10 protein-coding genes and 1 pseudogene are annotated in these 14,336 nt (G+C 72.8%); 5 read left to right on the plus strand and 6 right to left on the minus strand.

Features of this window, described 5'->3' with window-relative positions; all coding sequences use genetic code 11:
• Positions 1-4: 4 nt before the first annotated feature.
• Both ACIP4Z_RS17820 and nuoN read left to right on the plus strand, forming a co-directional pair.
• Positions 5-1,624: an NADH-quinone oxidoreductase subunit M gene (locus tag ACIP4Z_RS17820; protein WP_355340426.1), complete on the plus strand. Its 1,620-nt coding sequence runs from the start codon at positions 5-7 to the stop codon at positions 1,622-1,624.
• Complete coding sequence (nuoN, locus tag ACIP4Z_RS17825) at positions 1,621-3,291, plus strand: NADH-quinone oxidoreductase subunit NuoN (RefSeq protein ID WP_355340423.1); 1,671 nt, start codon at positions 1,621-1,623, stop codon at positions 3,289-3,291. The genes ACIP4Z_RS17820 and nuoN overlap by 4 nt, the downstream gene beginning before the upstream one ends.
• A gap of 34 nt (positions 3,292-3,325) precedes the next feature.
• On the opposite strand, the gene ACIP4Z_RS17830 is transcribed toward nuoN, so the two are convergent.
• Positions 3,326-4,312, minus strand: a complete 987-nt coding sequence (locus ACIP4Z_RS17830; RefSeq protein WP_401309075.1) for a class I SAM-dependent methyltransferase — start codon at positions 4,310-4,312, stop codon at positions 3,326-3,328.
• A complete protein-coding gene (locus tag ACIP4Z_RS17835) occupies positions 4,309-4,956 on the minus strand; it encodes a TetR family transcriptional regulator (RefSeq protein ID WP_391163496.1) in 648 nt (215 codons plus the stop codon). The genes ACIP4Z_RS17830 and ACIP4Z_RS17835 overlap by 4 nt, the downstream gene beginning before the upstream one ends.
• A 146-nt stretch (positions 4,957-5,102) precedes the next feature.
• Between ACIP4Z_RS17835 and ACIP4Z_RS17840 the strand changes: the two genes are divergently transcribed.
• Positions 5,103-6,080: a zinc-binding alcohol dehydrogenase family protein gene (locus tag ACIP4Z_RS17840; protein ID WP_401309079.1), complete on the plus strand. Its 978-nt coding sequence runs from the start codon at positions 5,103-5,105 to the stop codon at positions 6,078-6,080.
• 92 nt (positions 6,081-6,172) lie between these two features.
• Here ACIP4Z_RS17840 and egtD read toward each other — a convergent pair whose 3' ends face one another.
• The 4 genes and pseudogenes from egtD to egtA form a co-directional block, all read right to left on the minus strand.
• Positions 6,173-7,165: an L-histidine N(alpha)-methyltransferase gene (egtD, locus tag ACIP4Z_RS17845; protein ID WP_355340722.1), complete on the minus strand. Its 993-nt coding sequence runs from the start codon at positions 7,163-7,165 to the stop codon at positions 6,173-6,175.
• Positions 7,166-7,273: 108 nt separating this feature from the next.
• A pseudogene (gene egtC / locus ACIP4Z_RS17850) lies at positions 7,274-8,047 on the minus strand (ergothioneine biosynthesis protein EgtC); the annotation flags it as partial.
• Positions 8,047-9,435, minus strand: coding sequence for an ergothioneine biosynthesis protein EgtB (gene egtB / locus ACIP4Z_RS17855; RefSeq protein WP_401309082.1), 1,389 nt, complete (start codon positions 9,433-9,435; stop codon positions 8,047-8,049). The pseudogene egtC and the gene egtB, both read right to left, overlap by 1 nt.
• Positions 9,436-9,732: 297 nt before the next feature.
• Entirely contained in the window at positions 9,733-11,007 is a 1,275-nt protein-coding gene (gene egtA, locus ACIP4Z_RS17860; protein ID WP_355340420.1) for an ergothioneine biosynthesis glutamate--cysteine ligase EgtA, read from the minus strand.
• A gap of 547 nt (positions 11,008-11,554) precedes the next feature.
• Here egtA and ACIP4Z_RS17865 point away from each other — a divergent pair.
• Positions 11,555-12,574, plus strand: coding sequence for a polyprenyl synthetase family protein (locus ACIP4Z_RS17865; RefSeq protein ID WP_355340417.1), 1,020 nt, complete (start codon positions 11,555-11,557; stop codon positions 12,572-12,574).
• Between the two features lie 309 nt (positions 12,575-12,883).
• Positions 12,884-14,194 (plus strand): outer membrane lipoprotein carrier protein LolA, encoded by a 1,311-nt coding sequence (locus ACIP4Z_RS17870; protein ID WP_401309085.1) that lies wholly within the window; start codon positions 12,884-12,886, stop codon positions 14,192-14,194.
• Positions 14,195-14,336: the final 142 nt, after the last annotated feature.

The raw sequence follows: 14,336 nt of genomic DNA on the forward strand, positions 1-14,336 counted from the left end.
GCTCATGTCCTTTCCCCTCCTCACGGTCACCGCCGCGCTGCCCGCGGTAGGCGCTGTCGTCACCGCGGCCGTGCCCGCGGCGAAGAGGACCGCCGCCAAGTACACGGCGCTGGTCTTCTCGCTGGGCACGCTCGGTCTGGCGATCGCCGCGCTGGTCCGCTTCGATCCGGGCGGCGACCGCTATCAGCTCACCGAGTCGCACGCCTGGATCAAGAACTTCGGGCTCCGCTACGACCTTGGCGTGGACGGCATCGCCGTCGCCCTGATCGCCCTGACCGCGCTGCTGATCCCCTTCGTGATGCTGGCCGGCTGGCACGACGCCGAGCCTCTGGAGACCGCGGCTCCCAGCGGCTCCGCCGCGGGCAACCCGCACCTCAAGTGGCGTCCCACGCAGGGCTTCTTCGCGCTGATCCTGCTGGTCGAGGCCATGGTGGTGCTCTCCTTCGAGGCCACCGACGTCTTCCTCTTCTACATCTTCTTCGAAGCCATGCTCATCCCGATGTACTTCCTCATCGGCGGCTTCGGCGACCGGGCCCACGCGGCCGGTGAGGAAGAGGCGGCACGGCAGCGGTCGTACGCGGCGGTCAAGTTCCTGCTGTACAACCTGGCGGGCGGCCTGATCATGCTCGCCGCGGTGATCGGCCTGTACGCGGTCACCGCCAAGCAGCTCGGCACCGGCACCTTCTCGCTCCAGGAGATCCTGGCCGCGCGCGGTTCCGGGAAGCTGCACATCGAGACGTCCACCGAGCGCTGGCTGTTCCTCGGCTTCTTCTTCGCCTTCGCGGTGAAGGCGCCGCTGTGGCCGCTGCACACCTGGCTGCCGAACGCGATGGGCGAGTCCACCGCGCCGGTCGCCGTACTGATCACCGCGGTCGTCGACAAGGTCGGCACCTTCGCGATGCTGCGCTACTGCCTCCAGCTCTTCCCCGAGGCGTCCAAGTGGGCGACCCCGGTGATCCTGGTCCTGGCCGTGATCGGCATCATCTACGGCGCGCTGCTCGCCGTCGGCCAGCGGGACATCAAGCGGCTGATCGCGTACGCCTCGATCTCGCACTTCGGCTTCATCATCCTGGGCATCTTCGCGATGACCACCCAGGGGCAGAGCGGCGCCGCGCTGTACATGGTCAACCACGGCATCTCGACGGCCGCGCTGATGCTGGTCGCGGGCTTCCTGATCACCCGGCGCGGCTCGCGGCTCATCGCCGACTTCGGCGGTGTGCAGAAGGTGGCGCCGGTACTGGCGGGCACCTTCCTGATCGGCGGCCTCGCCACCTTGTCGCTGCCGGGCCTGGCGCCCTTCGTCAGCGAATTCCTCGTACTGGTCGGCACGTTCAGCCGCTACCCGGTGCTCGGCATCATCGCCACGCTGGGCATCGTGCTCGCCGCGCTGTACGTGCTGGTGCTCTACCAGCGCACGATGACCGGCCCGGTCAAGGCCGGGATCGAGGGCATGTCCGACCTGAAGGTACGTGAACTGGTCGTCGTGGCACCGCTGATCGCGCTGCTGCTCTTCCTGGGCGTGTACCCGAAGCCGGTGACCGACATCCTCAACCCGTCGGTCAAGCACACGCTCTCCGACGTGCACAAGACCGATCCCAAGCCCGCGCTGGAGGCGAAGAAGTGAGCGCAGCAGACAAGGGAGCCGTAGGTGTGGGCGCCGTCCACAGCTTGTGGACGACGGCCGCTCCGGTCGCCGACAAGATCCCGAAGCCGGACATCGAGTACGCCCAGCTCTCGCCGGTGCTGATCGTCTTCGGCGTGGCGATGGTGGGCATCCTCCTTGAGGCGTTCCTGCCGCGCCGCTCCCGTTACACCGCGCAGCTCGTCCTCGCCGTGGTCGGTCTCGCGGCGGCCTTCGCCGCCGTGGTCGCGCTCGCCGAGAAGGGGTACGGCACCACGAAGGCGCATGTCGCCGCGATGGGCGCGGTCGCCGTGGACGGTCCCGCGCTCTTCCTCCAGGGCACGATCCTGCTGGTGGCGATCGTGGCCGTCTTCACCTTCGCCGAACGGCGCCTGGACCCGAAGGCGCACGGCAACAACGTCGACTCCTTCGCGGCCCAGGGCTCCGCCGTCCCCGGCGGCGAGCAGGAGAAGGCCGCGGTCAAGGCCGGTTTCACCACCACAGAGGTCTTCCCGCTGCTGCTCTTCGCGGTCGGCGGCATGCTGGTCTTCCCGGCGGCGAACGACCTGCTGACGCTCTTCGTCGCCCTCGAGGTCTTCTCGCTGCCGCTGTACATCCTGTGCGCGCTGGCCCGCCGCAACCGCCTGCTGTCGCAGGAAGCCGCCGTCAAGTACTTCCTGCTCGGCGCCTTCTCCTCGGCCTTCCTGCTCTTCGGGATCGCCCTGCTCTACGGCTACTCGGGCACGGTCACCTACGGCGGCATCGCCTCGGTCATCGACGGCACCGCCCCGATGACCCCGGCGCTCGCCAACAGCACCGGCAACGACGCGCTGCTCCTGATCGGCTTCGCGATGGTCGCGGTCGGCCTGCTCTTCAAGGTCGGCGCCGTCCCGTTCCACATGTGGACCCCGGACGTCTACCAGGGCGCGCCGACCCCGGTCACCGGCTTCATGGCCGCCGCCACCAAGGTCGCCGCCTTCGGCGCGCTGCTGCGGCTGCTGTACGTCGTCCTGCCCGGACTGCGCTGGGACTGGCGGCCCGTCATGTGGGGCGTCGCCATCCTCACGATGCTGGCGGGCGCGATCATCGCCGTCACCCAGACCGATGTGAAGCGGCTGCTGGCCTACTCCTCGGTCGCCCACGCCGGGTTCATCCTGGCGGGCGTGATCGCCACCGACAAGGAGGGCGTCTCCTCCGTCCTGTTCTACCTCGCCGCGTACTCCTTCGTGACCCTCGGCGCCTTCGCCGTCGTCACGCTGGTGCGCGACGCGGGCGGCGAGGCCACGCACCTGTCGCGGTGGGCCGGTCTCGGGCGGCGCTCGCCGCTGGTCGCTGCCGTCTTCGCCGTGTTCCTGCTGGCCTTCGCGGGCATCCCGCTGACGTCCGGTTTCGCGGGGAAGTTCGCGGTGTTCAAGGCCGCGGCGCAGGGCGGTGCGATGCCGCTGGTCATCGTCGGTGTCATCTCGTCGGCCATCGCGGCCTTCTTCTACATCCGCGTGATCGTGCTGATGTTCTTCAGCGAGCCGAAGGCGGACGGTCCGTCCGTCGCGGTGCCGAGCCCGCTGACGTCCACCGCCATCGCCATAGGGGTTGCCGTCACGATCGTGCTGGGTCTGGCCCCCCAGTACTTCCTGGATCTCGCCGACAAGGCGGGCGTGTTCGTCCGCTGACCGTCTCCTCGCCGCCGCGCCCCCGGGTGCCCCCTCAAGGGGCCCCGGGGGCGCGGCGCGTGGGGGGCGTGCGGGCGCGGTGCGTGCGCGGCGGGCGGCCGTGACGGGGCACGTCCGCGACGGCGAGCACGGCGGTGTGGGGGAGGGCCAGGAGCCCCTCGGGGGTCGTGAACTCCGCGGCCAGGCGGTCGAATTCGGCGCGGACGGCCGCGACGACGGACGGCGGCTGGGCGGTGAGGAGCTGGCCGACCGAGGCGATGCCCGCGGCGGGCCCCGACCACCAGGTGTCGGGGTCGACGCGGTGGTCCCAGGCGAGCGTGCGGGCCGTCGCCCCCGGGAGGCGGGCGTCGGCGAAGAGCCCGGTCAGGCCCGCTTCGGTGCGGGGGAAGTCCTCGTCGGGCGCGAGCGTGGGGAAGTCGGGCGGCCGGGGGACCCCGGCGGCGGCCACCGCGCGGCCGAGCAGGGACTGGCCGGGCGCGGGCGGGTAGCCCCAGACGGTGACCGCGATACGGCCGCCGGGGCGGGTGACGCGGCGCAGTTCGGCCAGGGCGGCGCGTGGCCGCCCCACGTGGTTGAGGACGAAGTTGCCGATGACCGCGTCGAATTCCCCGTCGGGGAAGGGGAGTTGCGGCAGCGTGGCGAGCCGTACGTCCGCTCCCGGCAGCGCCCGCGCGGCGGCGGCCACCATGGAGGGCTCGGCGTCCACCGCCGTGACCTCGGCCCCGCGAGCCAGGGCCGCCGCCGCGACCGTCCCCGTACCGGCGCCCACGTCGAGCATCCGGCCCCCGGCCGTTGCCCCGGTGGCGTCCAGGGCGATGTCCAGGGCGGCGTCCAGCAACTCCGGCACCGGGTGGGCGCACAGCAGGCCGAAGCTGCGCGCGTAGGCGTCGGCCTTCCCGCCCCAGGCCCGGCGCTCGAAGGCGTCGAAGGCATCGAAGGCATCGAAGGCGCCGGAGGGGGCGGGGGTGCCGGACGGGGCGGGGGTGCCGGACGGGCTGGGCGCGCCCTGAGCGTGCGTCACGTCCACTCCTCCCGGTCCACCAGCGCGGTGGCCAACTGCCGTACGCCCGCCGCGACCCGCTCCCCTTCGCCCGACTCCAGCAGCCGCAGGACGGGGACGCCGCTGAAGCAGGAGAGCAGGAGGTGGGCCAGGAGACCGGGATCGAAGGCGGGGGGAGCGTCGGGGCGGGCCTCGCGCAGGAGCGCGCTGAGGTGGGCGTGCCAGAAGCCGTAGACGGGGTGCGCGTCGCCCACTTCCGCCTCCGACTCGCACTGCCCGCCGCGCGGGGCGACGGCCGCCGCGTGGCCGAGGGCGGCCATGAGGCCCTTGTTGCGGGCGATGACGGCGGAGACGGCGTCCAGGAAGGCCAGCAGGCGCTCGCGGGGCGGCGCGCCGGGGCCGAGCGGCGGCGGCCCCGAGGTCACGTCCTCGTGCAGCGCGAGCGCGCGGTCCTCCATCAGGGCCCGCATGAGCCCGGCGCGGTTGCCGAAGCGGTGGAAGACGGTGCCCTTGCCGACGCCGGCCGCCTCCGCGACCCGCTCCATGGAGATCTCCTCCGGCCGGTGCGCGGCCAGCAGTTCCTCGGTGGCCCGCAGGATCGCGCGCCGGTTGCGGGCCGCGTCGGCCCGTTCGGGACGCGGCGCGGGCGGCTGGCCCTCTGTCATGGCACGGCTCCGTCCGGCATAGGCAAGGCGTAGGGCAGGGGCAAGACAGGCATGGACAACTGGACCGACGGTCCAGTACGGTCGCATCAACTTGACCGGCGGTCCACTTTAGTCGGGTGCCGAGTCGATCCCTGAGGAGATCCATCATGCGACGTGTCCGGTATCACGAGTACGGCGGCCCCGACGTTCTCACGCTGGAGGAGGCCGAGACCCCGGTGCCCGGCCCCGGCGAGGTGCTGATCAGGGCCGAGGCGATCGGCGCGAATTTCATCGACACCCGATTCCGGCGCGGCGCCCCCGAGGGCTCGATCTTCCACCGCCCGCTGCCCGGCGTCCTCACCGGCGACGTCGTCGGCACGGTCGAGGCCGTGGGCCCCGGCGCCGACCCCGGCCTGCTCGGCCGCCGCGTCGCCGCCCTGGCCGAGGACGCCTTCGCCGAGTACGTGACCGCCGACGCCGCCTGGCTCGTGCCCGTCCCCGACGGCCTCGCCCCCGGCCCCGCCAGCATGCTCCCGCTGGCCGTCCCGGTCGCCCTCGGCGCGCTGCGTGCGGGCCGCCTCGCGGCGGGCGAGACCGTCCTCGTCCACGCCGCCGCGGGCGGCATCGGGCACATCGCCGTACAACTCGCCAGGCTCCTCGGCGCGGGCACCGTCATCGGCACGGCGGGCGGCCCCGCCAAACTGGACTTCGTCCGCGACCACGGCGCCGACGCCGCCGTCGACTACACCGCCCCCGACTGGCCGGACCAGGTGAGGAAAGCGGCCCCCAACGGCGCCGTCGACGTCGTCCTGGACTCCGTCGGCGGCGACACCCTGCGCCGCGGCATCGACCTCCTGGCCCCCTACGGCCGGGCCGTCGTCTACGGCGCGGCCGGCGGCGAGCTGAACGCCGTCCCGGTCACCGACCTGTTCGCCCTCAAGTCCGTCACCGGCTTCTCACTCCTCGCCTGGCGCGCCGCCGACCCCGCCGCCGCCGAGGCCGACCTCCACGAGGCCGCCGCCCTCGCCGCCTCCGGCCGCCTCCGCACCGCCGTCCACGCCACCTTCCCCCTCTCCGAGGCCCCCGCCGCCCACCACGCCCTCGACACCCGCACCAACCTCGGCCGCGTCCTCCTCCTGCCGTAGCGGAAGGCGCGCGTCCCGTGCAGACCGGCCGCCTTGAGCAGCCCGCCCCCGGGGCCCGCGGTGGTCCGGGGGACCCGGGGGACGGGGCGGGGTCAGTTGGGGACGGCGAGGAGGAGGGCGAAGCGGGACTGGGGGTCGGTCCACCAGTGGCGGACGGTGAAGCCGCCTTCGTGGAGTTCGGCCGTGAGGGAGTCGCGGCGGAATTTGCAGGAGATCTCGGTGCGCAGGTGCTCGCCGGGGGTGAAGCCGGTGGTGAGGTCGAGGTCGGGGATCTTGACGGTCTGGGCGGTACGGGAGCGCAGGTGCATCTCGATCCGCTCGTGGTCGGTGTTCCACAGGGCGACGTGGTCGAAGGCGTCGGGGTCGAAGTCGGCGCCGAGTTCGCGGTTGAGCACGTGCAGGACGTTCTTGTTGAACTCGGCGGTGATGCCCTGCGAGTCGTCGTAGGCGCGGATCAGGACGTCCGGGTCCTTGACCAGGTCGGCGCCGAGGAGCAGGACGTCGTCGCTGGTGAGGGAGAGGGACAGCGTCCGGTAGAAGGCGCGGCGCTGGGCCGCGTCGAAGTTGCCGATGGTGCTGCCGAGGAAGGCCAGCAGGCGCGGGCCCGGCTCGTCGGACAGCGCGAGACCGCTCTCGAAGTCGGCGACGGTCGCGGCGACGCGCAGCCCCGGGTAGTCGCGGACGATCGCCTCACCGGCCTCTTCGAGCGCGGACGCGCTGACGTCCAGCGGCGCGTAGCGCGACAGCGTGCCGCCCGAGGTCAGCGCGTCGAGCAGCAGCCGCGTCTTGCGGGAGGAGCCCGAGCCCAGCTCGATCAGGGTCGCGGCCCGGGTGAGCTGCGCGATCTCGGGGGCCCTGCGGGTCAGGATCTCCTGCTCGGCGCGGGTCGGGTAGTACTCCGGCAGCCGCGTGATCTGCTCGAAGAGATCGCTGCCGCGCTTGTCGTAGAACCACTTGGGCGGCAGGGTGCGCGGCGCGGTGGTGAGCCCGCCGAGCACGTCGGCGCGCAGTGAGGTCGTGAAGTAGTCGGCGGGCAGCCGGTCGTCGAGGGTGAAGCGGCTGCCACCCGTGCGGCTCTCGTCCATGCTGCTCTCCTCCATAAGGTGCGGGTGCGGGTCCTCGCGTGTGCGGTCCTTGCCCCGGGCGTCCTCGCGGTCGGTACGGACAGGGGTCGGCGGGCGCAGCGGGATGATCCGTACGCCCTCGGTGGTCGCCAACAGCAGCGACCGGTCCGGGACTTCGTGCCAGTCGCCCGGAGCGTCGTCCGGCTCCGAGGCGACGAGCACGGACCCCCCGGAGGCCACGGCCTCCGCGGACCCCGGCACATCGCGGCCGGTACGGAACCACAGCGTGTCCCCGTACGCCGTGGCCGCGATCGTCCGGCCGTCCGTGAGCAGCAGATTGAGCCGCGCGGTCGGCCGGGCGGCGGCGACCTCACGTACGACGGAGGCGAGCGCCCCGCCCGGCGGCTGGCCCTGCCGCAGCCGCCGGGTGAGCAGCGCCCACAACAGCGCCGAGTCGCTGTGGGACGCGAGGCCCAGCAGTTCGGCGGAGGTCAGATCGGTCGGCAGCCGCTCCCAGTCGGCGACGGCGCCGTTGTGGCTGAACAGCCAGCGGCCGTCACGGAAGGGCGCGGCGGCCGACTCGTCCTGCGTGGTGCCCGCGGTCGCGGACCGTACCGCCGCCAGGACGGCGCCGGCCCGGATCGTCCGGGCCAGCTCGGTGAAGTTGGCGTCCGACCAGACGGGTACGGCCCGCCGGTAACGGGCGGGGAGCGGAAAGCCCTCGTCACCCTCCTCGGGCGAGGGCTCCAGCGGGTACCAACCCACGCCGAAACCATCCGCGTTCACCGTGCCGTGCCGTTGGAGCCGCGGCTGCCACGACTGCTCGTACAGTCCGCGCGACGGCTCGGTGAGCAGCCGGGCCAGCGTCAACGGCGGCCCGACGTACGCGAGATGACGGCACATCAGCCGCGCCCGGCTTCCGGGGACGCGGACGCGGACGGAGACGTGGACGCCGACCCGGACGGAGACGTGGACGCCGACCCGGACGCCGACCCGGACCCTGCCCCCGGCCCCGACGCGTCCCGCGCCGTCCTGAACCCGGAGAAGATCTGCCGCCGGATCGGATAGTCCCAGTTGCGGAAGGTCCCGCGCGCCGCCACCTGGTCCGCGCCGAACGACCCGCCGCGCAGCACCTTGTAGTCGGGACCGAAGAAGACGTCGGAATACTCCTTGTACGGGAACGCCTCGAAGCCCGGGTACGGCGCGAAGTCCGAGGACGTCCACTCCCATACGTCGCCCAGGAGTTGACGCGCGCCGCAGGGCGCCGCACCGGCCGGGTAACTGCCCGCGGGCGCGGGCCGCAGGTGCGTCTGGCCGAGATTGGCGTGCTCGGGACCGGGATCGGCGTCACCCCACGGGTAGCGCAGCGAGCGCCCGGTCGCCGGGTCGTGCCGCGCCGCCTTCTCCCACTCCTCCTCGGTCGGCAGCCGCCGCCCGGCCCAGCGGGCGTACGCGTCGGCCTCGTACCAACACACGTGCACGACCGGCTCGTTGACCCGTACGGGCTCGGTCCGGCCGAAGACGCGCCGGGTCCAGACGGAGGCGCCGTCGTCGTACGACCAGAAGAGCGGCGCTTCGAGGCCCGCGTCCTGGACGTGCCGCCAGCCCTCCTCGGTCCACCAGCGGGCGTCCTGGTAGCCGCCCGCCGCGATGAAGGCGAGGTAGTCGCCGTTGGTGACCGGCACGGTGTCCAGCCAGAAGGCGGCGACGTCCACGGTGTGCTGGGGGCGCTCGTTGTCCAGCGCCCACGGCTCGGTGCTGGTGCCCATCGTGAACGGGCCGCCGGGGACGAGGACTTCGGCGGGCAGCACGGCCGCGTCCGCGGGCGCCTGCGGAGGCTCGGGGGCCTCCAGGACGGCCGGGCCGCTGCGGAGCTGATGGGTGGCGAGCATCGTCTCGTCGTGCTGCTGCTCGTGCTGGGCGAGCATCCCGAAGACGAAGCCGTCCGCGAGCAGCCGTTCCGCCCGCTCCCGCTTCAGGGACGGCGAGTCGTTGGGCGAGGTGTCGACGGCGTCCAGTACGTCGACGGTCTCGGCGCGTACCTCCGCCACGTACGCCCTGGCCTCGTCGGGGCCGAGCAGCGGCAGCGCGGGACGGTCGGCGCGCGGGTGCTGGAAGGCGTCGTAGAGCTGGTCGAGGTCGGGCCGCAGGCCCGGCCTGCCGCCGGCCTCACGGACCAGCCACAGCTCTTCCTGGTTGCCGATGTGCGCCAGGTCCCAGACCAGCGGGGACATCAGCGGCGAGTGCTGCGCGGCCAGATCCGCGTCGTCCACGCAGTCGGTGAGGGCCATGGTCCTGCGCCGGGCGGTCTCCAGCGCGGCGAGCGCCCGCGCCTTGACATCAAAGCCGCCGGAGCCGCCTGAGCCACCGGAAGCCCCGGACCCGCCGGAAGCCCCGGACCCACCGGACCCGTCAGCACCGCCCGAAGCACGCGAAGCGCCCGAAGCACCCGATGCCGAGCCAGGCGTGGCGGAAGCGTCCGAAGTGCTGGATGCGCCAGAAGTGAGGGAAGTGCCGGGTGAGGCACTGTTTTCGGCCGTGTTCCGGCCGTCGGTACGAGGGTTTGTCACGACATGCCTTCCGGAGGGTCAGACGCGGCGCAGCGCGTCCAACTGGTCATGGGCGGGACATCGTCCGCGTTCTGGATAGCGCTCGGCGAAGTCGGCGACGGCCAGCCGCAGGGCCGCCGGGGCGTCGGTACGCGCCAGCGCACCGGCCGCGGCGTCGAAACAGGCCCGTACGGCCTCGCCGATGACGGGGTCGGCGGGGCCGACCCGGGCGGCGCGCCGCCACATCTCCTCGGACGGCATCGGATCGCCGTCCTCGCAGAGCGGCTCGGTGGCCGCGTGGGCGGCCTCGGCGGCGACGGGGTCGTCCAGCAGTGTCGCCGTCAGCACGGTCGGGACGATCCAGTCGTCGCCGTCCTGCGCGTCGGTCATCCGCAGCTCCAGCCAGCCGCGCGGGCGGACCGGCGGGAAGAGCGTGCTGAGGTGGTAGTCGAGGTCGTCCACGGTCGGCGCCCGCACGCCCGGCGCGCCCCGCAGCCATGCGCGGAAGGTCAGGTCGCCCGGCACCGACCAGTCGGGCTGGGCGGCGTCCCAGACGCCGCTGCTGTCGGTGGGCCCCTCGCGTACGCACAGCAGGCGCGCGTCGAGGGCGTACCGCGTCCACGCGGTACGGGGGTCCTCGTCGTGCCCCGGCTGCCGGGTGCGGCTGGGGTCCATCCGGCTCCAGACCGCCTGCCGGGTGGAGACCCAGCCGGTCGGCGTACCGCCCTGGACCGGCGAATTCGCGAAGGCCGCGACCAGGACCGGGCCGATCCGGTGCGCCAGCTCCCAGCGGAAGCGGTAGCCGGAGGTGCCCGCGGAGTCGTCGCCCGCGTCGAGGTTCACCTGAAGGGCGGCGGTGCGCCGCATCATCGTGCGGCCCCACGGGCCGTCGCGGTCGAAGAAGCTCTCCATGGCCCGGTAGCGGGGATGGTCGAGCACGCGGGGAGGGTCGCGGAACGGGTCGAGCCCGCGTCCCACGAGGACGAGTCCGGCCTCGTCGGTCGCCTGTCGCAGTGCCGCGAGATCGGCGGCCATGGAGTCGACGCAGGCGGCGAGGGTGTCGGCGGGCCGGGAGCTGAGCTCCACCTGGCCGCCCGGCTCACGGGTGAGCCTGCTGCCGCTGGGCAGCCCGCCCGGCTGTTCGACGGGCGCGAGGGCCGCGTCCAGCCGGTCGACGGATATCAGGGACAGCGGATCGGAGCGGTCGTGGACCAGCCACTCCAATTCCACACCGGTGCGTGCGGGCGGACCCGTTTTGAAGCAGACCCCGCGCACGTGGGCCTCCGCCTCGTCTTCCCGCAGGTCGGCTGCCATCGATCCACCTCCTCTCTTTCCTTGGGGGGTTTCCCCGGGGATTACCCGTGGGGTCTACCCCGAAGCGAGGACATGTCACCTGTTGCTGCCGCGAGTGTAGTTGACCATGTTGCGGGACCGTCTTACGTAATGGTGAACGTTCTTCGGTCAACCGCCCGAATCGGCCATCATCCCTTCCGGGCGGTCTTTACGTCGCTAAAACCGGCATTACGGATCATAACCGTCCCGGTCGGAGGCGGCCTGGTGTAGTGCCGGAGCGGGGGTAGCCGAGGGGCAGGGACGGGGAAAGCCGAGGGGTAGGGCGGGGGAAGCCGCGCCGCCGGAGTGAGGAATCGGTGCGGCCGGAGCGGGGAACCCGTGAGGAAGCCGCGGCGAATACGGGGCGAATCCGGGGGGAATTCCGGAACCTCGCTTCCGGTACGCCGCGACCCCGCTTCCAGGGCGATGCCCCGGCGGTGATCCACAGCCGACCGGCTACGCTGCCCGTGTAGACAGTGCCGCCCCTCAGACCCCGCCAGAAGCCAGATCAGCGACAGGAGTACCCCTCGTGACCGTCGTCGGGCCCTTCGGGCTGAGCGTGTGGGACGAGGCCCTTGAGGCCGACGTCCAGGCCGGTCTCTCGGCCGTCGAAGAGGGCCTGCTGGAGGCCACCAAGAGTGATGTCCCGTTCATCACCGACGCCGCGCGCCACCTCCTCAAGGCGGGAGGCAAGCGCTTCCGGCCACTCCTGGTGATGCTCGGGGCCCAGTTCGGCGACCCGCACGCGCCCCGGGTGGTCCCCGCGGCCGTCGTGGTCGAGCTGACCCACCTGGCCACGCTCTACCACGACGACATCATGGACGAGGCCGAGGTGCGCCGCGGCGTGCCCAGCGCCAACGCCCGCTGGGGCAACTCCGTCGCCATCCTGACCGGCGACTTCCTCTTCTCCCGCGCCTCGCACATCCTGGCCGACCTCGGCCCCGAGGCCGTACGCGTCCAGGCGGAGTCCTTCGAACGGCTGGTCACCGGCCAGATCCTGGAGACGGTCGGACCGCGCGACGGCCGCGATCCGATCGACCACTACCTGGACGTCCTCGCGGGCAAGACCAGTTCGCTGATGGCCGTGTCCGGGCGGTTCGGCGCGATGATGTCCGGCGCGGACGAGACGGTCGTGCACACCCTCACCCAGTACGGCGAGCGCATCGGCCTGGCCTTCCAGCTCGCCGACGACCTCCTCGACATCACCAGCGACAGCCACGAGTCCGGCAAGACCCCGGGCACCGACCTGCGCGAGGGCATCGCCACGCTGCCGATCCTGCACGTACGCCGTCTGTACCAGCAGGCCGCGGGCGGCGTCTCGGCCACCGACCGCCGCCTCAACCAGCTCCTCGACGGCGACCTCACCGACGACGCCCTGCACGGCGAGGCCCTGAGCCTCCTGCGCGGCCACCCCGCGCTCGAACAGGCCCGCCGTGACACCCTCCGGTACGCCGACGAGGCGCGCGCCGCCCTCGCGCCGCTGCCGGAGTGCACGGCGAAGCTGGCGCTGGCGGCGCTGTGCGACATCGTGGTGCACCGGGCGGGCTAGCCCCCGCGTCGGGCTCCCGCGTGGGGCCCCGGCGTCGGGCCCCCGCGTCGGGCTGCATCGGCGACGTGCACCGGCCGGTGAGGTCGGATCGCCGGCGTCCCCTAGGTGGCGCCCTGCGCCGACCCGAGTACGGCGTCGGGGTCTGTCATCCCGGGGACGTACACAGGGTTGCATCCGTCGGCTGATGTGGCGGGTTGGCCGTTTTGGTGTGATGGAGACGTCCACTTCACGGCGGACCGGGCGACAATGGCCCGGGGAGCGGACGAGTGCGAGGCAGTGAACCGCCGCGACGACGGAGGTAGAGACGCGATGGCACGGATCCAACCGGCACAGTTTCCGGAGCACCCGGAATCGGACGAGCCCGGCAGGGGGCGGGGACGCAAGGCCATGCGGTACGCGGTGCCCGTCGCGGTGGCGGGGGTGGCGGCGGCGACCATCAGCCTCGTACCCGCGCTCGCGGACACCGGCAGCCCGTCGCTGCCCACGCTGACGGCGGAGCAGTTGCTCACGAAGATCGCGGCGTCCGACACCCAGACGGTGTCGGGCTCGGTGAAGGTCAGTACGGACCTCGGGCTGCCCGACGTCCTGTCCGGCGGCGCGGCGAGCAGCCTGTTCGGCGGCGCCGCGAGCGCCGCGGGCCCGTCCGGCAAGGACGGCAAGGACGGCAAGGGCTCGGCCGCGGCCCCGCAGGCCCAGCTCACCCAGCTCCTGGCCGGTTCGCACACCCTGCACGTGGCGGCGGACGGCCCCGACCGGCAGAAGGTCTCGATCATCGAGCCCACCGCCGAGTACAGCCTGATCCACAACGGCACCGAGGTCTGGGGCTACGACAGCGGGTCCAACGAGGCGTATCACGCGACCGCCCCGGCCGACGCCAAGGGCGGCGCCGACAGCAGGGCCCGGTCCCAGGACTTCCCGGCCACCCCGCAGGCCGCCGCCCAGCAGGTGCTCAAGGCCGCCGACGGTACGGCCTCGGTCACCGTGGACGGCACCGCGCGTGTCGCGGGCCACAGCGCGTACCAACTCCTGGTCACCCCGCAGCACGCGGACAAGACCACGGTCGGCGCGATCCGTATCGCCGTCGACTCCAAGACCGGCGTCCCGCTGAAGTTCACGCTCTCGCCCAAGGGCGGCGGCAAGGCCATCGTGGACATCGGCTTCACGAAGGTGAGCTTCGGCAAGCCGTCCGCGTCGACCTTCACCTTCACCCCGCCCAAGGGCACGAAGGTCACCGAGGCCGGCAAGGAGTCCGACGCCGTCGCCAAGGGCCAGAAGGGGTTTGACGGTGTCACCGGCCTGCCCGGCTTCGACGGTGTCAACGGCACCGGTCACACCTCCGGCGCCGAGCCCACCGTCATCGGCAAGGGCTGGGACTCCATCGCCGTCATCACGTCGCCCGGCGGCCTGCCCTCCGGCGCCGACAAGAACGCGCACGGCAAGGGCGGCGGCGACGCCCAGTCCCTGCTCAACAGCTTCGGTCGGCACGTCACCGGTGACTTCGGCTCCGGCACCGTCTTCCACACCCGCCTGGTCAACGCCCTCCTGACCGACAAGGGCACCCTGTACGTGGGCGCGGTGACGCAGTCCGCGCTGACGGACGCGGCGAACGCGGCGAAGTAGCGTCGCTCGCACGCCAGTCGGTGGGTGCCCGTCCCTGTCCGGGGGGCACCCACCGGGCGCGGGCGGAAGCGGGTCCGGGCTCAGGCCCGGAGCCGGGAGTTCCGGCCGGGCGCGGCGTGCGCCGTACACTTCCCAGTCCCCG

The sequence above is a fragment of the Streptomyces sp. NPDC088910 genome (assembly GCF_044749865.1).
Taxonomy (GTDB): domain Bacteria; phylum Actinomycetota; class Actinomycetes; order Streptomycetales; family Streptomycetaceae; genus Actinacidiphila.